This is a genomic window from Shewanella sp. Actino-trap-3, from assembly GCF_002836275.1.
In the GTDB taxonomy this organism is placed as follows: Bacteria; Pseudomonadota; Gammaproteobacteria; order Enterobacterales; family Shewanellaceae; genus Shewanella; species Shewanella psychromarinicola.
In genome coordinates this window covers 1,103,256-1,128,223 of sequence record NZ_PJCE01000001.1, presented here as the reverse complement: position 1 = coordinate 1,128,223, position 24,968 = coordinate 1,103,256, and the positions used below count along the sequence as shown (strand labels likewise).

The 24,968-nt window shown below is 41.4% G+C and carries 19 protein-coding genes; 9 read left to right on the top strand and 10 right to left on the bottom strand.

What is annotated here, in order from left to right:
- Positions 1–136 precede the first annotated feature (136 nt).
- Complete coding sequence (locus CXF80_RS04785; RefSeq protein WP_101031741.1) at positions 137–1,978, bottom strand: M2 family metallopeptidase; 1,842 nt, start codon at positions 1,976–1,978, stop codon at positions 137–139.
- A 194-nt stretch (positions 1,979–2,172) separates the two neighbouring features.
- Here CXF80_RS04785 and CXF80_RS04780 point away from each other — a divergent pair, with 194 nt between their 5' ends.
- Both CXF80_RS04780 and CXF80_RS04775 read left to right on the top strand, forming a co-directional pair.
- Entirely contained in the window at positions 2,173–2,814 is a 642-nt protein-coding gene (locus CXF80_RS04780) for a TetR/AcrR family transcriptional regulator (RefSeq protein ID WP_101031739.1), read from the top strand.
- An 11-nt stretch (positions 2,815–2,825) separates the two neighbouring features.
- Positions 2,826–5,102 (top strand): acyl-CoA dehydrogenase, encoded by a 2,277-nt coding sequence (locus CXF80_RS04775; protein WP_101031737.1) that lies wholly within the window; start codon positions 2,826–2,828, stop codon positions 5,100–5,102.
- A gap of 297 nt (positions 5,103–5,399) precedes the next feature.
- Here CXF80_RS04775 and pyk read toward each other — a convergent pair whose 3' ends face one another.
- Both pyk and CXF80_RS04765 read right to left on the bottom strand, forming a co-directional pair.
- The gene (gene pyk / locus CXF80_RS04770; protein ID WP_101031735.1) at positions 5,400–6,839 is read right to left on the bottom strand and encodes a pyruvate kinase; all 1,440 of its coding nucleotides are present in this window, start codon (positions 6,837–6,839) and stop codon (positions 5,400–5,402) included.
- Between the two features lie 426 nt (positions 6,840–7,265).
- The gene (locus tag CXF80_RS04765) at positions 7,266–8,120 is read right to left on the bottom strand and encodes a MurR/RpiR family transcriptional regulator (RefSeq protein ID WP_101031733.1); all 855 of its coding nucleotides are present in this window, start codon (positions 8,118–8,120) and stop codon (positions 7,266–7,268) included.
- A 345-nt stretch (positions 8,121–8,465) separates the two neighbouring features.
- On the opposite strand from CXF80_RS04765, the gene zwf reads away from it, so the two are divergent.
- The 6 genes from zwf (at position 8,466) to CXF80_RS04730 (ending at position 15,049) form a co-directional block, all read left to right on the top strand.
- Positions 8,466–9,935 (top strand): glucose-6-phosphate dehydrogenase, encoded by a 1,470-nt coding sequence (gene zwf, locus CXF80_RS04760; protein WP_101031731.1) that lies wholly within the window; start codon positions 8,466–8,468, stop codon positions 9,933–9,935.
- Positions 9,936–9,944: 9 nt separating this feature from the next.
- Positions 9,945–10,643, top strand: coding sequence for a 6-phosphogluconolactonase (gene pgl, locus CXF80_RS04755; protein WP_101031729.1), 699 nt, complete (start codon positions 9,945–9,947; stop codon positions 10,641–10,643).
- An 11-nt stretch (positions 10,644–10,654) separates the two neighbouring features.
- A complete protein-coding gene (gene edd, locus CXF80_RS04750; RefSeq protein ID WP_101031727.1) occupies positions 10,655–12,481 on the top strand; it encodes a phosphogluconate dehydratase in 1,827 nt (608 codons plus the stop codon).
- A gap of 20 nt (positions 12,482–12,501) precedes the next feature.
- On the top strand, positions 12,502–13,146 hold the full coding sequence (locus tag CXF80_RS04745; protein ID WP_101031725.1) for a bifunctional 4-hydroxy-2-oxoglutarate aldolase/2-dehydro-3-deoxy-phosphogluconate aldolase: 645 nt from the start codon (positions 12,502–12,504) through the stop codon (positions 13,144–13,146).
- Between the two features lie 222 nt (positions 13,147–13,368).
- Positions 13,369–13,881 carry a DUF1993 domain-containing protein gene (locus CXF80_RS04740; protein WP_101031723.1) on the top strand — a complete coding sequence of 171 codons (513 nt, stop codon included), beginning with the start codon at positions 13,369–13,371 and terminating at the stop codon, positions 13,879–13,881.
- A 472-nt stretch (positions 13,882–14,353) separates the two neighbouring features.
- Entirely contained in the window at positions 14,354–15,049 is a 696-nt protein-coding gene (locus CXF80_RS04730; protein ID WP_101031719.1) for an aspartate/glutamate racemase family protein, read from the top strand.
- A gap of 102 nt (positions 15,050–15,151) precedes the next feature.
- Here the strand turns inward: CXF80_RS04730 and adhE are convergent, their stop codons facing one another.
- Positions 15,152–17,749 (bottom strand): bifunctional acetaldehyde-CoA/alcohol dehydrogenase, encoded by a 2,598-nt coding sequence (adhE, locus tag CXF80_RS04725; protein ID WP_101031717.1) that lies wholly within the window; start codon positions 17,747–17,749, stop codon positions 15,152–15,154.
- A gap of 673 nt (positions 17,750–18,422) precedes the next feature.
- On the opposite strand from adhE, the gene CXF80_RS04720 reads away from it, so the two are divergent.
- Positions 18,423–18,659: a hypothetical protein gene (locus CXF80_RS04720; RefSeq protein WP_101031715.1), complete on the top strand. Its 237-nt coding sequence runs from the start codon at positions 18,423–18,425 to the stop codon at positions 18,657–18,659.
- Here the strand turns inward: CXF80_RS04720 and CXF80_RS04715 are convergent.
- From CXF80_RS04715 to CXF80_RS04690, 6 genes are all read right to left on the bottom strand, one after another.
- On the bottom strand, positions 18,642–20,018 hold the full coding sequence (locus CXF80_RS04715; protein WP_443018994.1) for an anti-phage deoxyguanosine triphosphatase: 1,377 nt from the start codon (positions 20,016–20,018) through the stop codon (positions 18,642–18,644). The genes CXF80_RS04720 and CXF80_RS04715 overlap by 18 nt on opposite strands.
- Before the next feature lie 9 nt (positions 20,019–20,027).
- Complete coding sequence (gene yfbR / locus CXF80_RS04710) at positions 20,028–20,615, bottom strand: 5'-deoxynucleotidase (protein WP_101031713.1); 588 nt, start codon at positions 20,613–20,615, stop codon at positions 20,028–20,030.
- 112 nt (positions 20,616–20,727) lie between these two features.
- Positions 20,728–21,942: a pyridoxal phosphate-dependent aminotransferase gene (locus CXF80_RS04705; RefSeq protein WP_101031711.1), complete on the bottom strand. Its 1,215-nt coding sequence runs from the start codon at positions 21,940–21,942 to the stop codon at positions 20,728–20,730.
- A 277-nt stretch (positions 21,943–22,219) separates the two neighbouring features.
- Complete coding sequence (gene efp / locus CXF80_RS04700) at positions 22,220–22,780, bottom strand: elongation factor P (RefSeq protein ID WP_101031709.1); 561 nt, start codon at positions 22,778–22,780, stop codon at positions 22,220–22,222.
- Between the two features lie 49 nt (positions 22,781–22,829).
- On the bottom strand, positions 22,830–24,038 hold the full coding sequence (gene earP / locus CXF80_RS04695) for an elongation factor P maturation arginine rhamnosyltransferase EarP (protein WP_101031707.1): 1,209 nt from the start codon (positions 24,036–24,038) through the stop codon (positions 22,830–22,832).
- 34 nt (positions 24,039–24,072) lie between these two features.
- Positions 24,073–24,945 carry a hypothetical protein gene (locus CXF80_RS04690; protein ID WP_101031705.1) on the bottom strand — a complete coding sequence of 291 codons (873 nt, stop codon included), beginning with the start codon at positions 24,943–24,945 and terminating at the stop codon, positions 24,073–24,075.
- Positions 24,946–24,968 lie beyond the last annotated feature (23 nt).

Here is a 24,968-nt window from a genome sequence, read left to right as displayed (position 1 = left end):
ATAATGGCGCTAATATTAATTAGCACCATTATTTTGAGTGAAAAAATTAGATGTGAAGTAGCGGCCTCTTAATGATCGTTTATTTGCATCAGTCACGGCAACCAATCGCTACAACAATCGGTCATCACATCGAGGGTTACCAGCCACACTGGCGGTTTGCCTGTGTATTTTGTTCATCTAACCAGACTTGCAAAGGGGCAAAGTAATCTAACACTGCTTTGGCGTCCATTTTGTCTGAACCTGTCACAACGTTAAGCGCTTCAGGCCAAGGTTTGCTGGCACCCATTTCGAGCATTTGATTCAGTTTAGCTCCTGCTGCTTTGTTACCATAAATGCTACAACGGTGAACAGGACCTGTGTCACCTGCAATATCACACAGTGCTTTATGGAATTGGAACTGCAGTACATGGGCTAAGAAATAACGCGTATAGGGGACATTGCCTGGGACATGATATTTAGCACCAGGATCAAAATCCGCTTCAGTACGCTCAATGGGTGCTTTAACACCTTGATATTTTTCACGTAGCTCCCACCAAGCTTGGTTATATTGCTCCGGTTTGATGGTGCCGTTAAATACTTGCCAGCGCCATTGATCAATCATTAACCCAAAAGGCATAAAGGCAATTTTATCTAATGCTTGCTTTAACAATAATCCAATGTCTTTAGACGCATCGGGGACCGTTTCAAGTAAGCCAATTTTCTGCAAATACTTAGGCGTAATAGATAAGGCTATTGTGTCGCCAATCGCTTCATGGAAGCCATCATTTGCTGAGTTTTTAAAGATGAAAGGCTGGTTTTTATAGGCTCGTTGATAAAAATTATGGCCTAATTCATGATGAATAACACTAAAGTCTTCAGCATTTTTCTGAATACACATTTTAATGCGGATATCATCTAGGTTATCCAAGTCCCACGCCGATGCATGGCACACCACATCACGGTCTTGAGGTTGTACAAACATTGAACGGGTCCAAAATGTTTCTGGTAATGCGCCAAACCCAAGTGAAGTGAAGAAACCTTCAGCTTGTTTTACCATTTTGATTTCATCATAGCCGTTTTGGGCTAATAGTTCGGTCACGTTATAGCCAGGGTCTGCATCTTTAGGTGCAACACTGTTATAGATAGTACCCCATTGTTGAGCCCACATATTTCCCAGTAAATGCGCTGGAATAGGGCCTGTCTTTGGCGCAACGTCATCACCATATTGTTGGTTTAATTCGCCGCGAACATAGCAATGTAATGAGTCATAAAGCGGCTTTATTTGTGCCCAGAGCCGATCAAGTTCTGCTGAAAATGCCTCAGGCTCCATGTCGTATTGGCTGCGCCACAGTTCAGACAAGTCGGTATAACCTAGATCGCTTGCGCCTTGATTGGCTAATTCAACTTCGCGTTCAAATAACGGACGCATGGGTTTGGCTATTTCACGCCAACCTTTCCATGCTTCTAAAAGCAAAGCAGGGTCTTTTGACTCTGCCATAATATTAGATAACTCAGGTTGAGTAAGGCAGCGACCGTCAGCAAAGCAATATTTACCTTTGCCGTAAAGTCCATTGAGCTGTGAGACGATACTAGCCAGCTCGGCATTTTTAGCTGCATCAAGTGGAGCGGGTAATACTATGCTACTGCGAAGGCTGTTAAGCTTGCGTGCATTGACGGGGTCTAAATCTACGTTAGCGTATTTGGCCGCTTCAGTTGCATAGCGCACTGATGTGGAGGTTACTTTTTCTCCCATTGCAGCAGATAACGCCGCGGTGTCATCTGTAATGAAATTGGAATAGATCCATTCTGCACGGTTAGCTTCAATCGATAAACTGGCTAAATCAGCCTCTGCGCGGTTAACAAAATTTATTGCGGCTGCGATATCTGTTTTTTCATCAGCAGCCTCAGTGGTGACAGTCGTGTCGTTACATGCACATAATCCTAATGCGATTGAGACAATAAGTGCAATTTGAGACGGTCGTTTTAAAGGCAAATTCATTTGTTTGCATCCTTGTTTTTCTGGTCGTAATGAGTGTACCGAAAAATAGCAAACTTTGCATATAAGTTAACAATCTGATGCGGTTGTTACTTTTTTTGTTGTTTGCATAAACAAAGAAAGCTAACAATTTCGATTGACATCTGTGCGCTCAATGATTAATTTAAACAGGTGTTTAAATTAACTTGGGTCTTGGAATGGCAAGTCGTACTGATACAAAAACAAGAATACTCGATGCAGCTGAAAAGTTGTTTGCTGAAAGAGGTTTTTCTGAAACGTCGTTACGACTGATCACGAGTAAAGCTGAAGTCAATTTGGCATCGGTCAATTACCATTTTGGTTCGAAAAAAGAATTAATTCGTGCTGTATTAGCAAGATACTTAGATGTGTTCATGCCAAGCGCTGCGATAGAAATTAATCGTTTACATAATGCGCCTGAACATGCATCACTAAACGAGATTTTTTCTGCTTTAATTAACCCGTTACTTGAATTGAATAAAGTTCGTAACGGCGGCACGATTATCTTCTTACAGTTGTTGGGCAGAGGTTACATAGAAAGCCAAGGGCATTTGCGCTGGTTTATTACCACACACTATGGCGAACATTTAGCCACATTTGTTCAAGCTGTATCAGCCAGCGTACCGCATATTCCCGCGGCTGAAATGTTTTGGCGTTTGCATTTCACTTTAGGAACTATAGTGTTCACTATGGCTTCTGCAGATGCCTTAAATGAAATTGCCGCGGCTGATTATGGTGAACATAACAATATTGAAGCAATTATTCGTAAAGTTATTCCCTATATGGCAGCTGGTGTCGCTGTCCCTGTGTTAACAAACTAAGAAGGTATAAAATGACTATCGTCATATTGCTTATTATAGCGATCATCGTCCTCTTTGGCGTACGTAATATCAGGATGCAATTTATCACGCGTCCAGTATTCTCATTTTTCAAAAAAGTGTTGCCTCCATTGTCGAGTACCGAGAAAGAAGCAATGGAAGCCGGTGATGTTTGGTGGGAAGGTGAGTTATTCCGCGGGAAACCAAACTGGAACACCTTACATGGTTATGGTAAACCAACGTTAAGTGCAGAAGAAAAAGACTTTATTGATAACCAAGTACAAACCGCATTAACCATGATTGACGATTTCGATATTGTCCATAATCGTAAAGATTTACCGCCAGAGTTATGGCAATATTTTAAAGAACAAGGCTTCTTTGCGTTAATTATTCCTAAAAAGTACGGCGGGCGTGAATTTTCAGCTTATGCAAACTCAACGATTGTGGCTAAAATTGCCACCCGCAGTGTCAGTGCTGCCGTTACCGTAATGGTGCCTAACTCGTTAGGCCCAGGTGAGCTATTAACGCATTACGGCACTCAAGAGCAAAAAGAGCGTTGGTTGCCATCGTTAGCTGTGGGTAAAGATATTCCCTGTTTCGCGTTAACGGGTCCAGAAGCGGGCAGTGATGCTGGCGCAATCCCTGACTTGGGTATTGTGTGTCGTCGTGAGTTTGAAGGCGAAGAAACATTAGGCTTAAGTTTAACTTGGAACAAACGTTACATTACCTTAGCGCCTGTAGCGACAGTATTAGGTTTAGCATTCCAAATGCGCGATCCTGACGGTTTGTTAGGTGAGATTAAAAACCTAGGTATTACTTGTGCGTTGATCCCAACGGATCATCAAGGCGTTGAAATCGGCCGTCGTCATAATCCATTAATGATGGGGTTTATGAACGGTACTACCAGTGGTGAAGATGTATTCATTCCATTGGATTGGATTATTGGTGGACCTCAGTTTGCGGGTAAAGGCTGGCGTATGCTGGTTGAGTGTTTGTCTGCAGGACGTGGTATTTCATTACCTGCGCTTGCTACTGCATCTGGCCATGTGGCCACTAAAACGACCACAGCGTATAGTTACGTTCGTCAACAGTTCGGTATGCCAATCGGTCACTTTGAAGGCGTACAAGAGGCCATGGCGCGTATTATTGCCAATACTTACCAGCTTGAAGCCGCCCGTCGTTTAACCACTCAAGGTATCGACTTAAAAGTTAAACCTTCTGTAGTTACCGCAATTGCTAAATACCATATGACAGAGTTAGGTCGTGATGTATTAGAAGACGCAATGGACATCCAGTCGGGTAAAGGCATCCAATTAGGACCTAAAAACTATTTAGGTCATGCATACATGGCAACTCCTATTTCAATTACCGTAGAAGGTGCAAACATTTTGACTCGGTCATTGATGATTTTTGGCCAAGGTGCAACGCGCTGTCATCCCTACGTTTTGGCTGAAATGGAAGCCGCGGCGATGGAAGATGAAACATCAGCATTAGATCGTTTCGATTCTCTGTTACTGGGACACATAGGTTATGCCACCGGTAACGCCTTACGATCATTGGGTAATGCGCTAACGGGCAGTCGTTTTGCCAGTGCGCCAGTGAGCGGTCCGACGCAGCAATATTATCGTGATATGACGCGTATCTCTTCATCACTTGCCATCATGACTGATGTTTCGATGTTGATAATGGGCGGCGACCTTAAACGTAAAGAAATGCTCTCTGCACGTATGGGTGATGTATTAAGTCAGCTATACCTAGCGTCCGCCACGTTGAAACTGTTTGAAGATAATGGTCGTCAACAAGATGATTTACCTGCAGTGCATTATGTGATGACGGAGCGTTTACATTTAGCGGCTAAAGCGTTGAATGACGCTATCCATAATTTTCCAAGCAAAATCGCGGCAGTATTACTGCGAGTATTGATTTTTCCATTAGGGAATCACTTCAACGCACCAAGCGACAAGTTGGCGGTCGATTTAGTGACCGGTATGCTAAAGCCTGGACCGGCACGAGACCGTATTACTTTCCTTTGTAGTGATGTTGAAGATGACCAAAGTGGTATTGCGGAAGTAGAGCAGGCGTTCTTAGCCAAATATGCTGCCAAAGAGCTGTATAAAAAGTTGAAGAAAGCTCAACGTAGCGGTCATATAAAATCCAAGCTTCCAATGCTTGAGTTATTTGACGTAGCGTTAGCAAAAGACATTATCACTGAAGCTGAACATAAACAGCTTGTCGAAGCAGATGTATTGCGTTTAGCCGCTATTAACGTCAATGACTTTGAAACGCTATAATGTAAGTTGATTACTTTTATGTGAGTCTTTGATGTAAATCATTGGCGCCAAATAAACCCTGACTCTGTCGGGGTTTATTTTATTACGATAAGGGGATAAACAGACATTGTTAGAAATACAACAAGGGAGGGATGGGCGAGTTTTGGGGGGGTAGGCTGTTCATTATTAGCGTTATTAGCGTTATTAACGTTCTAAATTTAACCCATAAAAAAGCCAATCCGAAGACTGGCTTTAGGGTTAACGAGATAATCACAATATAAAAACTATTGAGTGTTACTCGTTACGCGTAGTTGTTGATTAAGCAACGATAAGTACTTTACAAGTGTTAGTGCCACCGATGGTTTCCATCGCGTCACCTTTAGTCATCAGTACCAGATCACCACTGACCAAATAACCGGCGTTAACCATGCAGTTTAATGCTTCTTTAGCTAATTCATCAGCAGGATAAGCTGTTGAATCAAACTCAATAGGCTGTACACCACGGAACATAGCCATGCTAGCTAATGTTTTTTGATGACGTGATAATGCAAAAATCGGCAAACCAGAGCTGATACGTGACATTAATTTAGCTGTCGCGCCAGATTCAGTTAACGAAATAATCGCTTTAACACCTGGCAAGTGGTTAGCAGCATACATGGTTGATAGTGCAATCGTTTCTTCAACTGAAGAGAAACGTTCATCCATACGGTGCTTAGACACATTTACACTTGGGTGCAACTCTGCGCCTAAACAAACGTTAGCCATTGCCAGAACGGTTTCTTCAGGGAAATCGCCCGCAGCGGTTTCTGCTGAAAGCATCACCGCATCAGTACCGTCTAACACTGCGTTAGCCACGTCCATCACTTCTGCACGTGTTGGCATTGGGCTTGAAATCATTGATTCCATCATTTGTGTTGCAGTGATCACGGCTTTGTTGAGTTGACGCGAACGTTCAATTAACCGTTTTTGTACAGCAACAAGTGCCGCATCGCCGATTTCAACACCTAAGTCACCACGAGCAACCATGACGACGTCTGATGCCCGGATAACATCGTCCATAGCTTCGTCAGATTCAACCGCTTCTGCACGTTCAACTTTAGCGACAATTAATGCTTTACTGCCCGCTTCAAGTGCTAACGAACGCGCTAAATCAAGATCCGCACCCGTTCGAGGAAACGATACCGCTAAGTAATCAACATCAATCAACGCAGCTGTTTTGATATCAGCCATGTCTTTTTCAGTGAGGGCAGGAGCGGTTAAGCCGCCGCCTTTTTTGTTGATGCCTTTGTTATTTGATAACGGGCCTGCTATTGTAACGCTGGTGAAGACTTTATTAGCCTCAACACGTTCAACTTTTAACTGCACTCGGCCATCATCAAGCATTAATATATCGCCAATAACGACATCATTAGGTAATTGCTTGTAATCGATACCCACTTGAGTTTCATCACCTTCGCCCTTTGCTAAATCAGCATCAAGGATAAAAGCATCACCTAAGTTAAGCTTGATTTTTTTGTTATCTTTAAAGGTAGAAATACGAATTTTAGGCCCTTGCAAGTCACCTAAAATAGCGACGTGTTTGCCCAATTCTTTAGCAATTCTACGTGTATCTGTAGCACGCTTTAAATGATCTTCTGGTGAACCGTGTGAGAAGTTAAGTCTAACAACGTTAGCACCTGCCACGATAATTTTACGTAAATTGTCATCGCGATCAGTTGCTGGCCCTAGTGTAGTAACGATTTTAGTTCTGCGGAACATAAGATACTCCGTTAATGATAAGAAAGATTTTGTGTTAAATAGAATTTGGTTATTTAAAGTGCTTAAGCAATCTCGGCACTTAAATGATGTAACTATATTAACAGACATTCTCAACAAATGTAGTAAAGTTACAAACAAAAAGATCGTTTTTATTGTGTGATTTATGTGACAGATCAGCGATTTTTGCAATAAAAAAAGCCAAACAGAATAAACCGTTTGGCCTTATGAACAATATTTGATTGCGAGACGTGATAATTTACACGATTAAACATAACTGAATTGTGTAATTATTTACCAGTTATCTTGTAAGCTTTGTGCAAAATTCACTGTATAAATGAGAATGAGTTGTGTCGATTGATGATAGTTGTTGAGTCTATCGATCCTCAGTCTAATCATCCGTAACATCTTGTTTAATCGGCCATCGATTTAAATAGTCAAATCTTTGTTCACTCGAGATTCTTTTAATACTTCTTTAACGCGTTTTAAATTATCACGAAAACGAGGGCCTCGGCGTAAGGTAAACCCTGTTGCCAATACGTCTATGGTAACCAGTTGCGCTAAGCGCGATGCCATTGGTAAATACATGTCAGTATCTTCGGGCACTTCCATTGTTACAGGTAATGTACATTCCAGAGAAAGTGGCGAATTACGGGCTGTAATACCAATGACTGCGGCGCCATTTTCACGAGCGATACGGGCTATTTCAATCAGTGATTTAGTCCGGCCAGTGTGCGAGATTAATACCACTACGTCGCCTTCATTACAGTTAATACAGCTCATGCGCTGCATTAACACATCATCGAAACATATCACTGGTACATTAAAGCGAAAGAACTTGTTTTGCGCATCATGGGCTACAGAGGCTGAGGCACCAAGGCCAAAAAATGAAATAGTCTTAGCTTGAGTTAGAATATCAACGGCTTTATTTATCGCCGCTGTGTCTAAACTTTGGCGTGCAGTATCAAGCGATGCCATTGATGATTCGAAGATTTTTGTGGTATATGAATCGGGTGAATCATCTTCTTCAACGTGACGGCTAACATAAGGTGTACCGTTAGCAAGACTTTGAGCCAAATGTAACTTAAAATCAGGGAACCCCTTAGTGTCTAGTCGACGACAAAAGCGATTGACGGTTGGCTCACTTACATCAGCCATCTTGGCTAAGGTGGCGATACTTGAATGTATAGCTGTTTGCGGTGAGGCTAATATGACTTCGGCAACTTTACGTTCCGATTTACTAAATTGGGTAAGGCTTTTTTGAACCTTTTCAAGGGTATTCATAAGCATGCATCCGCTAGAAAGTAGCTAAAAGTAGGTAATGTAATTTTATATCATAACTTACAGGAATTACGTAAATTAAGTTATTTATTTACTTATGGTAGTAATCCGTAATTATTTTTCAATACATAGATCATGGTTAAATGGTTCTCAATCTTTGTTATTGGTAGAAAATCATAGCAGATAATAGATACACATGACTAGATTAAAAACAATACAATAAATGCAAATTAAAGATGCAAAATTTAAATTCTGTTGTTATATTACAACAAAAGTGTGCTTTTATTCATTTATTCATTGACCAAATTGGAACATGACACACACATATAATCAGGAGAGCTTTAAGCAATGGGCAAATCAATTGGAGCCAAGGCTTGTGACTTCGTACTTTTCGGTACTAAAGGCGATTTAGCTAGGCGTAAACTATTACCTTCCCTATATCAGCTAGATAAAGCAGAATTGCTTGATAAAGAAACCAAGGTAATCGGTGTAGCAAAAGACGCATTTACTCAAGAAGAGTTTATCGCCCTCGTTACTAAAGCATTAAATACATTTGTAAAAGACGAACTTTGCCCAACCACGCTAGCGCGCTTCCTCAGTCGTTGTCATTATATTGGTACCAATTTTAAAGATCCTGAAGGTTATCGTGCCTTCCACGATTTACTTGAACCCAGTAAGCGCGTCATGGTGAATTACTTCGCAACGCCTCCTTCGATTTTTGGTGTCATCTGCCGCTGTTTACATGCACAAAACCTGATTCAATCTGATACCCGTGTTGTGCTTGAAAAGCCGATTGGTACCGACTTGGAATCATCACATGTAATTAATAACCAAGTGGCTGAATTTTTCAATGAGAATCAGGTATATCGTATCGATCATTATCTTGGTAAAGAAACGGTACAAAATCTAATTGCTCTGCGTTTTGCTAATTCTTTATTTGCCTCTAAATGGGATAACCGTACGATTGATCATGTCCAGATCACGGTTGCTGAAGAAGTCGGTATTGAAGGGCGTTGGGGCTACTTTGATGGCGCTGGACAAATGCGCGACATGATCCAAAACCATTTATTACAAGTGTTAACCTTGGTTGCGATGGATCCACCGGTCAATTTAGATGCTGACAGTATTCGTGACGAAAAAGTAAAAGTGCTTAAGTCACTGCGTCCCATTAACCAAGAGAATGTGTATGAAAATACTGTTCGGGGTCAATACAGTGCCGGCTTCTTAAAAGGCTCACCCGTTCCTGGTTATCTTGAAGAAGAAGATGCCAACACCCAATCGAATACCGAAACCTTTGTGGCGTTACGTGTAGATATCGATAACTGGCGTTGGGCTGGCGTACCATTCTACTTGCGCAGTGGTAAGCGTATGCCATTTAAGAGCAGTGAAATTGTGGTGTACTTTAAAAACCCACCGCATAACTTATACCGTGCAAGCTACCGTAATCTCCCACCGAATAAACTGACTATTCGTTTGCAACCTCACGAAGGGGTTGAAATTCAGATGATGAACAAGGTGCCAGGTCTTGAGCAAAAGCAACGTCTTCAAACCACTAAGCTTGATTTAAGTTTCAGTGACACCTTTAAAAATGAACGCATTGCAGATGCTTATGAGCGTTTGTTACTTGAAGCCATGCTTGGTAATCAAGCGCTGTTTGTTCGTCGTGATGAAGTTGAGCAAGCGTGGACATGGGTCGATGGTATTATTCAGTCATGGGAACAAAGTGGCGAAAAACCTAAACCATACCCTGCTGGCACGTGGGGACCTGTTGCATCCGTTGCATTGATAACCAAAGATGGTCGTTCTTGGGACGAGTAGGGAGTAAACATGATTAAAGAAGCCGTATTTAAATCGTTCAATACACCCGCTGATTTAGACGCTAAATTAGCCGATAAAATTGCTAGGCAATTACAAGATGCTGTTGATACCCGTGGTAAAGCCAGCTTAGTGGTTTCTGGCGGCTCAACACCCGTGAAATTATTTGAGCTATTGAGTCATAAGCTTGTTGATTGGAGTGATGTTTATATTACTTTGGCCGATGAACGCTGGGTTGACACTGATGAAAATGATTCAAATGAAAGGTTAGTTCGTCAGCATTTTCTGCAAAATCGTGCCGCTAGCGCTAAGTTTCGCGGTTTGAAAAATATGTTTGCGACGCCTGAAGCGGGTTGCGACATGACCAGCGAATCGTTAGCTAATTTCCCCCGTCCTTTTGACGTGGTGATACTGGGAATGGGTACTGATGGCCATACATGTTCATGGTTTCCTTGCAGTGCAGAGCTTGATAATACCTTAAATACCAAAGCGGTATGTGTAGCTGTTAACCCAACTACCGCGCCGCATGCACGTATCACATTGTCTAAAGATGCCATTTTAAATAGTCGTCAGATTTATTTGCATCTTGTCGGAGAACCAAAATTAACTGTATATCATCAGGCTCTCGAGAATGATGATGTTACTCAAATGCCCATTAGAGCCGTATTAGCGCAGCATAAAACGCCCGTTGATGTGTTCTATAGCGCGTAAGGAGTTTTACCATGCATTCAGTAGTACAAGCCGTTACCGATAGAATTATTGCTCGTAGTCAACAATCTCGATCAACGTATTTAACCGCGCTAAACGATGCTAAAGCCCAAGGGGTTCATCGTAGTGCATTAAGTTGTGGCAATTTGGCCCATGGTTTTGCAGCCTGTCAGCCGGTAGCAAAAGATTCTTTACGCCAGCTAACGAAAGCCAATATTGGTATTGTGACTGCATTTAATGACATGTTGTCAGCACATCAACCCTATGAAACTTATCCAAATATGCTTAAGCAAGCGTGTATGGATGTGGGTAGTGTGGCACAAGTCGCGGCAGGTGTTCCTGCCATGTGTGACGGTGTGACCCAAGGTCAGCCAGGCATGGAACTTAGCTTACTGAGTCGTGAAGTTATTGCTATGTCTACTGCAGTTGGTTTGTCGCACAATATGTTTGATGGTGCGCTACTACTGGGTATTTGTGACAAAATCGTTCCTGGTTTATTAATCGGTGCATTAAGCTTTGGTCATTTGCCGATGTTATTTGTGCCTGCTGGTCCAATGAAGTCAGGTATTCCAAATAAAGAAAAAGCGCGTATTCGTCAACAATTTGCCCAAGGGCAGGTTGATCGTGCCGCATTGCTTGAAGCAGAAGCTAAGTCATATCATAGCGCCGGCACATGTACCTTTTATGGTACGGCTAACTCTAACCAGTTAATGCTTGAAATCATGGGGTTACAATTACCTGGTTCATCGTTTGTTAATCCTGATGATCCATTACGTGATGAATTAAGCAAAATGGCTGCCAAACAAGTGTGCCGCCTAACCGCAATGGGTACACAGTACACTCCGATTGGTGAACTGGTCTCTGAAAAGTCGGTAGTTAATGGCATTGTGGGTATTCTCGCGACCGGTGGTTCAACTAACTTAACCATGCACATTGTCGCTGCAGCTCGCGCCGCTGGCATTATCGTTAATTGGGATGATTTTTCTGATTTATCTGATGCAGTACCATTATTAGCCCGCGTATATCCAAATGGTCATGCCGATATTAATCACTTCCATGCAGCAGGTGGCATGGCGTTGTTGGTTAAAGAGTTACTTGATGGTGGCTTATTGCATGAAGATGTCAATACCGTTGCAGGTTATGGCTTACGTCGATATACCCAAGAACCTCGTTTGTTTGATGGCGAGCTTAAGTGGGTTGATGGTGTCACTGAAAGCTTAGACAAAGAAGTGTTAACCCACCTTGCAACACCATTTCAACATAATGGCGGTTTGAAATTGCTCAAAGGTAACTTAGGCCGCGCAGTGATTAAAGTATCTGCAGTGCCCGATAAAAATCGCGTAGTTGAAGGTCCTGCGATTGTGATTGATGATCAAAACAAACTCGATGCACTATTCCAAGCGGGTGAGCTTGACAGAGATTGTGTTGTGGTTGTTAGAGGTCAAGGCCCTAAAGCTAACGGCATGCCTGAGCTGCATAAACTCACACCTTATTTAGGTACCCTACAAGACAAAGGTTTTAAAGTTGCACTAGTGACTGACGGCCGTATGTCAGGTGCATCAGGTAAAGTACCTGCAGCAATTCATTTAACCCCAGAAGCGCTAGACGGTGGTTTGATTGCCAAAGTTGAAAACGGTGATTTAATTCGTGTTGATGCTACAACGGGTGAATTAACCCTGTTTGTTGACGAGAAGACACTTGCAAGCAGAACCGCAGGGATAGTGGATTTACATCATTCAAGTTATGGCATGGGCCGTGAGTTGTTTGGCGCGCTACGTAGCAGTTTGAGCAGCCCAGAAACAGGTGCTCGCAGTACTAATGCGATTGATGAATTATACTAACGACAAAGGAAGACTGTAATATGCTTGAGCCTAATAATTGGTTGCTCCAACCACAAGACGTGTTTAAACGCAGCCCGGTTGTTCCGGTCATGGTCATTAATAAACTTGAACACGCTGTCCCATTAGCAAAAGCGTTAGTGGCTGGCGGCATTAGTGTTTTAGAAGTCACTTTACGAACTCCATGTGCGTTAGAAGCGATAGCTAAAATTGCTAAAGAAGTGCCAGAAGCATTGGTTGGTGCAGGGACCATTTTAAATGAAGCCCAGTTACAACAAGCTATTGATGCGGGTTCGCAATTTATCATTACCCCGGGTGCAACGGTTGATCTATTAAAAGCGGCCAAGAAAGGCACTGTGCCGTTAATTCCAGGTGTCGCGAGTATTTCAGAGATTATGGTGGGTATGGAGTTGGGTTACACTCACTTCAAGTTTTTCCCCGCAGAAGCCTCGGGTGGCGTTAATGTATTAAAGTCTTTCTCTGGCCCACTGTCTGAGATCCGATTCTGTCCAACTGGCGGGATCAGCCCAGCGACTTATAAAGATTATTTAGCATTATCAAATGTTGATTGCATTGGCGGCAGCTGGATTGCACCGACTGATGCTGTAGATAACGAAGAGTGGGATCGCATTACACAATTGTGTAAAGAAGCCCTGGCGGCTTTGTAATACATTGATTGTGTGACCTAAAAAACCAGCTTAAGCTGGTTTTTTATTATCGATAGTTTACTGTGTATATCATTAACTTAATTTATGAAAAGTTCTTATTATTCAGTTTGGTGTAATCTAAGCGTTGGTGATAATCTAAGCGTTATTGTTGATAAGTATACGATTATTGATGTTTTAAGCCTAAAACGATGCAAACTCATTCATTTTTAAGAGGTATTCTCTATGTTTTATGATTTAACGGTTGTGCAATTTAGTAAAATGCTCAATAACTTAAGTTCAATTCTTGCGAAAGGGGAAGACTTTGCCGATGCTAAAAAGATTGAAATGTCGGTATTACTTAACTCACGTTTAGCAGCAGATCAATTCAACTTAATTCGCCAAGTACAAATCGCGTGTGATACCGCAAAATTATCGGTTGCGCGGTTAACGGGTCAACAAGACAGTGCGCCAAAACATGAAGATAATGAAACGACTGTGGCAGAATTACAAACCCGCATAACCTCGGTTATTGGATATTTAGCCACTTTTAAAGCAGAAGATTTTGTTGGTGCCCAAACCCGTAAGATCACTCATCATCGTTGGAACGATAAATACCTTACCGGCCACGATTTCTTACTTGAGCATGCAATCCCTAATGTTCATTTCCATATCACAACCGCCTATTCAATCTTGCGTCATAATGGGGTTGAAGTCGGTAAAAAAGATTACTTAGGTGCAATGTCATTTAAGTCATAACAGAGCCACTAGTGACCAACAGAAATAGCCAGTGTCATTGGCGCCACTAAAACCAGCCTGAGCTGTTTTTTTGTTATCTAGCCAAATAAGACTAATAAACAACAATAATAGGGTAAGTTGTGGATAGCGGCACGAAGGGGGCTTATTACTAGATAGCTGCATTTGAGATAGTAAACGGTTATTAAGCAACTCTTGTGTCCAGCTAATGCCGTTGTAGTAACCTGTCATAGGCAGGTATTTCCGTATAAATGGGTCTTGTTAGCAGAACGCTAGGCAAGTTTGATATGCAATATGTCAAAGATGCTGATTTTTATCCATTTGGCTTATCTCTTATTTTGTATTGAGGTTATATTATCCGAAGCCTGAATAACGATAATACGGCTTAGGATATAAGTGTGTTATTTCGAAGTAAGGTTCCATCTGGCCAATCATGACTATAGGGACTTTTTGCTATTCAGTTGTAGGAGTGAACATGAAAACAATCGGTATGATAGGTGGCATGAGTTGGGAGTCAACACTGAGTTACTACCAGGCCATTAATCAAGGGGTGAAGTCTACTTTAGGCGGACTTCATTCGGCCAAAATTTGTCTGTACAGTGTCGATTTTGCTGAAATTGAAATATTGCAACATCAAGGGTTGTGGGACGATACCGCCATTCATTTATCAAATGCGGCTAAGGCTGTTGAAGCGGGCGGGGCTGACTTTTTGTTGATTTGTACCAATACAATGCACAAAGTGGCCGATGACATTCAAGCACAAATCTCTATTCCTATTTTACATATCGCCGATGCCACCGCCGAGGCGTTGTTAGCCGACGGTATCGGTAAAGTGGGCTTATTGGGTACGCGCTTTACTATGGATCAAGATTTTTATAAGCAGCGTATCACCGATAACTATCCGATCGAAGTCATTGTGCCTTCGCCAGACGATCAAATATTAATCCATAATGTGATATATCAAGAGTTGTGCCTAGGCAAGATTAATCTGCAATCTCGACAATGCTATCTTAGTATTATTGATAAATTATTCGCTCAAGGAGCCGAGGCAGTGATTTTAGGTTGTACTGAAATAGCCTTACTGGTGCAGCAACAACATAGCAATGTGCCTTTGTATGATACCACTCAAATTCATGCTCACAGCGCTGTTATGCTGGCGCTAGCAAAGTAGTTTTGTAAGGTTTTTACACAGTCAAAGGTATAAAAAAAACGCCTTACGATAATTATCTCGTAAGGCGTAGTGTTATAAGCTTACTGCTTGTTATTGAGTTGACTAGTCTTTATAAGCTCTGCCATAGAAACTGTCCAATAACACTTGTTTAAGCTCTTTAATCAACGGGTAACGTGGATTGGCACCCGTACATTGATCATCAAAAGCATCTTCAGCAAGCTCATCCAGTTTAGCGATAAAATCTGCTTCATTAACACCGGCGTCCTGGATTGATGCAGGAATACCTATGGTTGCTTTCAGCGCTTCGATTTTTTCAATCAGCTTGTCAACTTTTTGAGCATCGGTTTTACCCCCAAGCTTTAAATAATCTGCAATGGCAGCATAACGACACAGTGCTTTAGGGCGGTCGTATTGACTAAAAGCGGCTTGCTTGGTTGGCATATCCGTCGCGTTAAAGCGGATCACGTTAGAGATTAACAGCGCGTTAGCTAAGCCGTGTGCTAGGTGGAACTCAGCACCTAACTTGTGCGCCATTGAGTGACAAACACCTAAGAATGCATTGGCAAAAGCAATACCAGCAATCGTCGCACCATTGTGAACTTTTTCTCGGGCAACTGGCGCGTTTGCACCAAACTCATAGGATTCTGGTAGGTACGTAAACAATAGGTCTAATGCTTGTAGCGCTTGGCCATCACTGTATTCGTTTGCCATTACACTCACATAAGCTTCTAACGCATGTGTAACAGCATCAATGCCACCAAAAGCGGTGAGTGATTTGGGCATATCCATGACTAAGTTAGGATCAACAATCGCCATATTCGGGGTTAATTGATAGTCAGCGATAGGATACTTCATTCCGGTTACTTCATCAGTTACCACGGCAAAAGGGGTCACTTCTGAACCTGTACCTGAGGTTGTCGGAATGGCAACCATTTGAGCTTTAACGCCCATTTTAGGGAATTTGTATATACGTTTACGGATATCCATAAAGCGCAGTGCTAAATCGGCAAAATCAACATCAGGGTGCTCGTACATCACCCAAATAATTTTAGCAGCATCCATTGGCGAACCACCACCGAGTGCAATAATGACATCGGGTTGGAAGCTTTGGGCGACTTTTGCACCTTGGCGAACAATGGCTAAGGTTGGGTCTGCTTCTACTTCATAAAAAATTTCGGTTTCAAGACCCTGTGCTTTCAGAATTTTTAAGGTCTCGTTACAGTAACCATTATTAAATAAGAATTTGTCAGTAATGATCAGCGCACGTTTTTTATCACTTAACTCTTCTAGTGCTATCGGTAAACAGCCGCGGCGGAAGTATATAGATGATGGAAGTTTGTGCCACAACATATTTTCAGCCCTCTTAGCGACCATTTTCTTATTGATCAAGTGGCTTGGACCGACATTTTCCGAAATTGAATTACCGCCCCATGAACCACAACCTAGCGTTAACGACGGCGCTAATTTAAAGTTGTACAAGTCACCGATGCCACCATGAGATGCCGGTGTATTAATTAGAATACGTGCAGTTTTCATTCTAAAACCAAAGATTTTAACACGTTCATCTTGGGTGTCTTGATTGGTATATAAACCTGATGTGTGGCCAATCCCCCCTAACGTGACTAAGGCTTCGGCTTTATCCATTGCCTCGTTAAAGTCTTTTGCTTTATACATTCCCAATAACGGAGACAACTTCTCGTGAGCAAATGCTTCGGCATCATCTATATCAGTTACTTCACCAATGAGGACTTTAGTGGTGCTAGGAACGTCAAAACCCGCCATTGCAGCAATCGCCACCGCACTTTGGCCAACAATATCAGCATTGAGTCCGCCATTTTTAAGGATCACCGTTTGCATTGCTGCGGTTTCAGCTTTAGACAGGATATATCCGCCATGGCTGATAAAGCGCTCTTTTACTTGCTTGTAAATACTGTCCACAATAATCACGGCTTGTTCAGAGGCACAAACTACGCCATTGTCGAAGGTTTTTGACATTAAAATTGAGCTCACAGCACGTTTAATATCTGCGGTTTCGTCAATCACAATCGGTGTATTACCCGCGCCCACACCAATGGCAGGTTTACCAGACGAGTAGGCGGCTTTAACCATGCCAGGTCCCCCCGTAGCTAAAATTAAGTTAATTTTTTCATGAGTCATTAATTGGTTAGACAGTGCAACACTCGGTTGGTCTATCCAGCCAATGATGTCTTTAGGCGCACCCGCGGCCACTGCGGCATCTAATACAATTTTAGCTGCTGTGGTGGTTGAGTTTTTCGCTCTTGGGTGGGGTGAGAAAATAATGCCATTACGGGTTTTTAAGCTGATAAGGGCTTTAAAAATAGCGGTTGAAGTGGGATTCGTGGTGGGAACAATACCGCAAATAATACCGACAGGCTCTGCAATGGTAATGGTACCAAAGGTTAAATCCTCAGATAGAATGCCACAGGTTTTTTCATCTTTGTATTTGTTATAAATGTATTCAGAGGCAAAGTGGTTTTTAATCACCTTATCTTCTAATACACCCATACCCGTTTCGGTTACGGCCATTTTAGCTAATGATATACGTGCATCTGCAGCGGCTAAAGCGGCCGCCCTAAAGATGATATCAACTTGTTCTTGGCTAAAATTGGCAAACTCGGCTTGGGCTTTGGCAACGCGTTCTACTAATAAATCTAGCTCTTGCGTATTGGTGACTGTCATAGTGGTTTCCTGTAAAAATATTCAACAAATTAGTTTTGCAAAATATTCTTTGTAAATAAAATTACAACTTTTAGGCTATATTTGTTGTGATGATGACCACAAAAGCGTAACTCATGTAATTTTATTACAGCATTGAATGCTTTTTAGCCACTTAATATTCAACTTCTGTTCATCCAGCACTTCGATATGACCTAACGCTTATACTCGCTCAACATGATGATCTGCTTATGGCACTAGTTAATAATGGCGTAAAATCAGTCATCACTGGGTCTATCGTCATCAACTAGTGCAATGGTCAATAGACTTGGGGGTGTGTTTTTAGTTGTTTTACACTGAAATTCTTTTACCTTTAACCTTATACCTTGACCTAATTAATTAACCATATCAAACAGTTTGAAAATAGTCTGTTGAATGTATGAAATATCTTAGTACCGATTAATGCATATAAGCAAATGCTAAAGCGTTTTTTGCTTACTTAATCAGTGAATTGTGATTGATATCAATATTTATAAGGGCGGATTGACTCACTTTAAGGCCAATATTAAATGTGGCCGAATGTATGCTTTGGTTAGATTAACGTGGTGACTCTCAAACCAAACTCATCTTCTGTTAACCCCTTAAGGGTGATTATACAGAGTGATTGTTGTGGTTTGATGTTTAAATGGCACTACTGATGCTCAGTAAAAGCGTGTTTTACGCGCTAATATTGTTACTGTCGCAAGTACCATCTTTGCCGTACGGTATCGATTTGCCACTCACTAAAGCGCTATCTAGTCTCAATGCTAGCGTTTTTGCCCTTGGGTTTATGGCGATAGATCCATTAATGACGGACAAGTATACCAATAAGAATGAACAGCAATGGTGGTTGGAACAACCAAGTGCTTTTTTATGCTTATTGCTCGCGACTTAATTCCATGATGCCTGCGGTTTTTGAACCAAATAATTGCTGATGTAAGCGGCCTGCAAACTCATCAGTCATGCCGGAAATATAATCGGCAATAACCCGCATTGGATTATTGTTTTCATTACACTCAGCTAACCATCGTTCACGAGTGTTGAGCGGTAATAGACGCTCTGGATCAGAGGAAAACGCTTCAAACAATTCCATTACAATTTGTTGTCCTTTGTATTCCAACATTTGAATTTCGGGTTTACGAATAACGTACTTAAACACCAATTGTTTAAGTACATGTAAAGCTGAAGCAAAGTCTGGCTCTAATTCTGCATTATATTTTAATAAGTCTTGTTCAAATTGTGGATTGGCAGTAATGCCAATCGCAGTCACGAAACCGTTGACTAAGGTACCGATGGCATCTTTGCGTAAATGATGCTCATGGGAAAATAGTTTGTCACCTATTTGAGCCATTTCCGATATGAGCCATTGATCCTTGATCTCCGTTAACTGCTCAACCACATCGCGTTGCCACTGATGTTGATTAACAATCCCCATGACAATGGCATCTTCTAGATCATGCACGGCATAAGCAATATCGTCAGCCAACTCCATAATAGAGCAGTCAAAGGACTTATAGCGGGTTTTAAGATGTGGGTAATTGGCGTGAGTATGATTTTGCTCACTAGTGATAAACAACTGTCTATCAGACTCGGATAATGAATCTAATACCCAATCAACAATAGGTTTATCATCATCAAACAAGCCTTTTACTGGTGGCCATTCTGATGGTTTTAATTGACGATGATTGGCAATGTCTGGACGGTGTTGATCAACAAATAACTGCCCATGAGTTGCGGGGTATTTCATCACACCCAATAGCGTCCGCCGAGTCAGATTCATCCCCCATGACGGTGTATAGGGCTCTAAACGGGTTAAAATACGGAATGTTTGGCCATTTCCTTCAAATCCACCATGATGACGCATCATGTAATTTAATGCGACTTCGCCCCCGTGGCCAAAGGGTGGGTGGCCTATATCGTGAGCTAAACAAATCGATTCAATTAAGCTCATAGAGTTAAGCAAGTACTTAAGTTCTGGATACTTACGACGTAACTGTGCGGTGATGCCGGTACCAATTTGAGAGACTTCCAACGAATGGGTCAAACGAGTGCGATAAAAGTCATTCATGCCGATACCAAGCACTTGGGTTTTGGCTTGAAGTCGTCGAAATGCGGCAGAATGTAGGATTCGGCCACGATCGCGCTGATAAGGACTGCGGTGATCATTACGGCGTTGTTTATCTTCGCCAAGTAGACGTTGTTGCCAACAGTCCTCATGTTCTGTACTACTGGGCATGACAGTGTTATCAGGCATATAATTCCTTTACAGCATTTGATTAATTTCGTCTAAATTCAATGTAAAACTTGGAATAAAACAATCACGGAAGTAACCAACTGCAGGGTTAGGGTTGTCGTCTATCATTTGTTCTAAACGTTTACAGGCACTGTTGAATTCGCTGTTACCGGCTTTTTGTTCTTCTAAGCATTTAAGATACGCGCATAAGGTATCGGCGGCTTTCACAATGGCTTTGTATTGTGGGTCAGCATCTTGACTAATGAATAAACTGCGGTAATCTTCTTTAAATTCATCAGGTACCATTTCAAGCATTCGTTGTTCGGCTATGGCTTCGATCTTTTTATATTCAGCTTCTATCTCTTTATTAAAATATTTAACCGGTGTGGGCAAGTCTCCGGTTAAAATTTCACTGGCATCATGATAAATCGCAATCGTTGCAGCTTTATTGGCGTCTAAGTCTGTGGCGAATTTCTTATTGCTGATGATCACTAAAGCGTGGGCAACCATAGCCACTTGCAGTGAATGTTCTTGGACGTTTTCGCGACGCACGTTATGCATTAACGGCCAACGTTGGATTAGCTTCATCCGCGATAAATGGGCAAATAAATGACTCATGAGACTCCTTACTGCGCTCAATAGATTCAGTCAGCTTACATGAGCTTATCGATAAAAAAAAGCGACTGTTCAGTCGCTTAGTATTTTGTGCTAGAGATGCAGTGTCAAGAGACTATTGACGATAATCTTCTAAGAATGCGCCAAACTCGGTAAGGGCTTTAGCCAAATCTTCTTTATAGGGCAAAAAAACCACTCGAAGGTGATCGGGCTCTGGCCAATTAAAGGCTGTTCCTTGTACTAACAGAATTTTTTTAGTTTTTAATAAATCAAGTACCAAGCGTTCGTCATCACGTAAATTAAACTTTTTCATGTCTAACTTCGGAAACGCGTATAAGGCTCCTTTAGGCTTTTTACAGCTGACCCCAGGGATTTGATTAAGCAATTCATATACGGCATCACGTTGTACGGTTAAGCGACCGTTTGGTAATATCAATTCATTAATTGACTGATAACCCCCTAACGCGGTTTGAATAGCATGTTGATTGGGTACATTGGCACACAAACGCATTGAGGCGAGCATTTCTAAGCCTTCAATGTAGCTTTTGGCGGCTTTTAAATTACCCGATAACATCATCCAACCGACACGAAACCCAGCTGCGCGATACGCTTTAGATAAGCCATTAAAGGTGATGGTTAAAATATCATCAGACAAGCCCGCCGCTGGAATATGCTTAGCTTCGTCATACAGAATTTTGTCGTAAATCTCATCCGCGAATAAAATCAAATCATGTTGACGACATAGCTCAATAACTTCTAACAACAATTCTTTACTGTAAACTGCACCGGTTGGATTATTGGGGTTGATCAACACTATTGCGCGGGTGCGACTGCTAATTTTGCGTTTAATATCGTCTAAGTCTGGAAACCAATCGGCTTCTTCATCGCAACGGTAATGTACCGCGTTACCACCGGCAAGGTTTGCTGCCGCAGTCCATAATGGATAATCAGGCGAGGGGATGAGTACTTCATCATCGGTGTTGAGTAGGCCTTGCATAGCCATCATAATTAATTCTGATACACCATTACCAATGTAGATATCTTCAATATCAACGCCAAATATGCCTTGTGCTTGATAGTGTTGCACTATGGCTTTACGCGCAGAGAATAAGCCTTTCGATTCGCAGTAACCTTGCGCACTCGGTAGGTTTAAAATGACATCTCGGACGATTTCTTCTGGTGCTTCAAATCCAAATGGGGCTGGGTTGCCGATATTAAGCTTTAAAATACGATGGCCTTCGTCTTCTAAACGACGGGCTTCTTTATGGACGGGTCCACGTATATCGTAACAGACTGAATCAAGCTTATTGGATTTGATAATGGGTCGCATACTACTCTCGATAACTAAATACGGCTTAAGTTAGCGAACCATAACGAATTTATTGTTCTTGTGGAAGAGGCATAAGAGTAAAATGAACAAATTAATCAGTCAAAAATGCTGTTATTGCCAGTTTGATGGCACAGATAAAAGTGTTTTATACTGTTTTTCACGCCTAATACAGTTGTCTTATTCCATTTTATAACAAAAAAGCCAGCACTAAGTGCTGGCTTTTAATGCATTAACTTGTGTTATTGATATTTTATCAATAACACATGTTAGCGGGCAATTAAACGCGCTTTTTGAACTCGCCGGTACGAGAGTCAATTTCAATCTTGTCACCCACTTTGACAAAGTCAGCAACAGTGACCGTGCCACCACCAGTAATAGTAGCAGGCTTCATCACTTTACCTGAAGTATCACCACGAGCGGATGGCTCGGTGTAAATAACTTCACGTACGATGTGGATCGGCAATTCAACAGATATCGCTTTCTCTTCATAGAAGGTCACTTGACACATGTCTTCCATGCCATCGATGATATAGGCAGCTGCATCACCTAAGTTGTCAGCTTCGACATCATACTGGTTATATTCTTCATCCATGAACACATACATAGGATCAGCAAAGTATGAGTAAGTACAATCAAGACGTTCTAGAACGATATCGTCTAATTTGTCTTCACCTTTAAAGGTTTGTTCAGTACCAGAATCTAGCAATACGTTCTTTAATTTTAATTTAACGATTGCAGCGTTACGGCCAGAACGAGTTGTTTCAGTCTTCTGAACAACCCATGGGCTGCCATCTAACATGATCACGTTACCAGGACGGATTTCATGAGCAGTTTTCATTTCACTATTTCCTATATTTTTGGACTTTTTTTATTTATAGAGCAGTATCTTAGCTATTTTTAACGAATTGAACGAGTCGACTCGCAAGATCTGCATCTTTTAACGCGTTAATTGGCCATTTAATAGCATGTTGCATTAAAGACAAATTAACAGAATTTAACTGTTGCCAGTGCATAACTACCGCGTGTGTATTACCTCGGTTGAAGGCCAAATTCACCTCAGACCAAGTAGTAGTAATTTCTGGAGCAAGATTATCGCAGTAAAGTTGCATAAAAGCTTGTAATTTTACCAAGTGATAATCATCTTCTTGAGGATAAATGTGCCATATGAAGGGTTTTGCAGCCCATTGAGCACGTAAAAATGAATCTTCACCCCGCACAATATTAAAATCACAGCTCCATAGCAAGCGATCAAAGTCATTTTGATCTGTCATGGGTAATATATGCAAGGTTAAGCTACCTATGACAAATTGCTGACCGGGCATCAAATCTTCAATCGCACAAGGCAATAGGCTTTTTAAGCTGTACAAACTGCGCCCTTTAGGGATAAGCGCATGAATTGGGGTAGGCGACGCTTGCCATAAATGACATAAAGCGAGTAAGGCTTGGGTTTCATAACTAAAAACACTGATAACCGTATCTTGGGCATTAATGCCCTGTAACCCTAGCTGTTTGAATAATGCTAATTTATGTTTATGATCTGCTTGCCATTCATCTCGTTGGCTAAACAATTCACGTTCACAAATAAGTCCTCCGGTTTGAGCGCTAAAACCGGGAAAGTAAAACCACTTTTTGACCCCATTGGCTTGTGACGACGGCAGTCCATGACAACCAGCGACCCAATCTTCGGCACTAAGGTATTCAAGGTTTAACCAAGTAGGGGCGCAAGTATCTGGGTGTTGATGTAATTGTTCAATGGCTAGTTTTACCTGTGAAGGTAACTCACAGGCAAATGCTTCTATTACCACAGCCCCAGCTTTAAACTTAATATCAAGTGGGTTATTCCATTGAAATATATTCACGCCATTGATATTCTGCTGTGCTTTATCGGGATCTAGCATTGGTAAAATATGTGAAAAACTCACTAAGTCATCGACCCATAGATTAATGGGTATGGCATATTCTGTCACCAACTGCTTAGCCAAACGCCACGTGACACCTATGTCTCCATAATTATCGACAACGGTACAAAATATATCCCAATGATTCAAACTATTATTTATGTCGAGATCAAAGATTTTGCTGCTAAGTCCGGCCATATTCTTGTGTGCTTTTTATATATAGAAAATGTATTTAAGATATTCTTTTTTTTATACTGCATAAAAGTCTGTCTAAAATTTTAGCGGGTTCAAACTTAAAATGAATCAGCCTCTGTTTGGTTTTATGCCAATAAATGATGATAATTCTACGATTTGTATAACTAACAGTGGGTTTTTTATATGCGTCTCTAAAATAATAACTGAGTTTACGTCTCTCTTTTAGCCCACGATAGAAATAATCATTGTCGATAGTGCCAATTCTGAATTGTAATATGACTTCAGATAACATATCCAAATGCTGAAGCGTTCGAGGAATACGATGTCCTACACCAAATATTTTTAATCGTGTGGCTGTTTGTTCATAACGATCTACATGTAACTTATCTGCAAGCGACAGTGGGTCGTAAATAATGGTTAATGGCGTTTTACATGTGCTGCCATCAAGAACGGTCATGTCTGAGTTCTTGCTGTCTTGTGCATTAACAACAATAGGATCCCATGATGCAGTCTTTTTACAATAAGTGCTTTGAGGCATCATAAGTAAAGCTTTATCTAAAAGTAATCTATCGGCATGTAAACTGAGTGCAAAGGCACCTAAACTTGAGCCATAGCCTATTTTAGTTGGAAATATTGCTATTTCTTGTCTGAGCTTATCGAGCAAAGATATGAAGGCTATTGAGTCAAAATAATTTCCTTCACCAATATGATTAAAAGCAATTATATTGAGTTTACGCTTAGCAAAAAAATCAAAACTCCACACCGGAGCTGTAATAGATACGTCTTTATTTTTGATGCTTTGACATACAGGGGGGAACGTTATCATTAGAGGCTGGGATGTATCAAAAATATGATATTGCATCACTACATTATCAATAATCTCTTTAACTTCTATATTAAGTTTTAGCACTTTTTACCTACAACAGCCGATAC

Coding starts and splice junctions, on each gene's coding strand:
- CXF80_RS04785 (WP_101031741.1), bottom strand. CDS start 1,978: ATGAATTTGCCTTTAAAACGACCGTCTCAAATTGCACTTATTGTCTCA.
- CXF80_RS04780 (WP_101031739.1), top strand. CDS start 2,173: ATGGCAAGTCGTACTGATACAAAAACAAGAATACTCGATGCAGCTGAA.
- CXF80_RS04775 (WP_101031737.1), top strand. CDS start 2,826: ATGACTATCGTCATATTGCTTATTATAGCGATCATCGTCCTCTTTGGC.
- pyk (WP_101031735.1), bottom strand. CDS start 6,839: ATGTTCCGCAGAACTAAAATCGTTACTACACTAGGGCCAGCAACTGAT.
- CXF80_RS04765 (WP_101031733.1), bottom strand. CDS start 8,120: ATGAATACCCTTGAAAAGGTTCAAAAAAGCCTTACCCAATTTAGTAAA.
- zwf (WP_101031731.1), top strand. CDS start 8,466: ATGGGCAAATCAATTGGAGCCAAGGCTTGTGACTTCGTACTTTTCGGT.
- pgl (WP_101031729.1), top strand. CDS start 9,945: ATGATTAAAGAAGCCGTATTTAAATCGTTCAATACACCCGCTGATTTA.
- edd (WP_101031727.1), top strand. CDS start 10,655: ATGCATTCAGTAGTACAAGCCGTTACCGATAGAATTATTGCTCGTAGT.
- CXF80_RS04745 (WP_101031725.1), top strand. CDS start 12,502: ATGCTTGAGCCTAATAATTGGTTGCTCCAACCACAAGACGTGTTTAAA.
- CXF80_RS04740 (WP_101031723.1), top strand. CDS start 13,369: ATGTTTTATGATTTAACGGTTGTGCAATTTAGTAAAATGCTCAATAAC.
- CXF80_RS04730 (WP_101031719.1), top strand. CDS start 14,354: ATGAAAACAATCGGTATGATAGGTGGCATGAGTTGGGAGTCAACACTG.
- adhE (WP_101031717.1), bottom strand. CDS start 17,749: ATGACAGTCACCAATACGCAAGAGCTAGATTTATTAGTAGAACGCGTT.
- CXF80_RS04720 (WP_101031715.1), top strand. CDS start 18,423: ATGCTCAGTAAAAGCGTGTTTTACGCGCTAATATTGTTACTGTCGCAA.
- CXF80_RS04715 (WP_443018994.1), bottom strand. CDS start 20,018: ATGCCTGATAACACTGTCATGCCCAGTAGTACAGAACATGAGGACTGT.
- yfbR (WP_101031713.1), bottom strand. CDS start 20,615: ATGAGTCATTTATTTGCCCATTTATCGCGGATGAAGCTAATCCAACGT.
- CXF80_RS04705 (WP_101031711.1), bottom strand. CDS start 21,942: ATGCGACCCATTATCAAATCCAATAAGCTTGATTCAGTCTGTTACGAT.
- efp (WP_101031709.1), bottom strand. CDS start 22,780: ATGAAAACTGCTCATGAAATCCGTCCTGGTAACGTGATCATGTTAGAT.
- earP (WP_101031707.1), bottom strand. CDS start 24,038: ATGGCCGGACTTAGCAGCAAAATCTTTGATCTCGACATAAATAATAGT.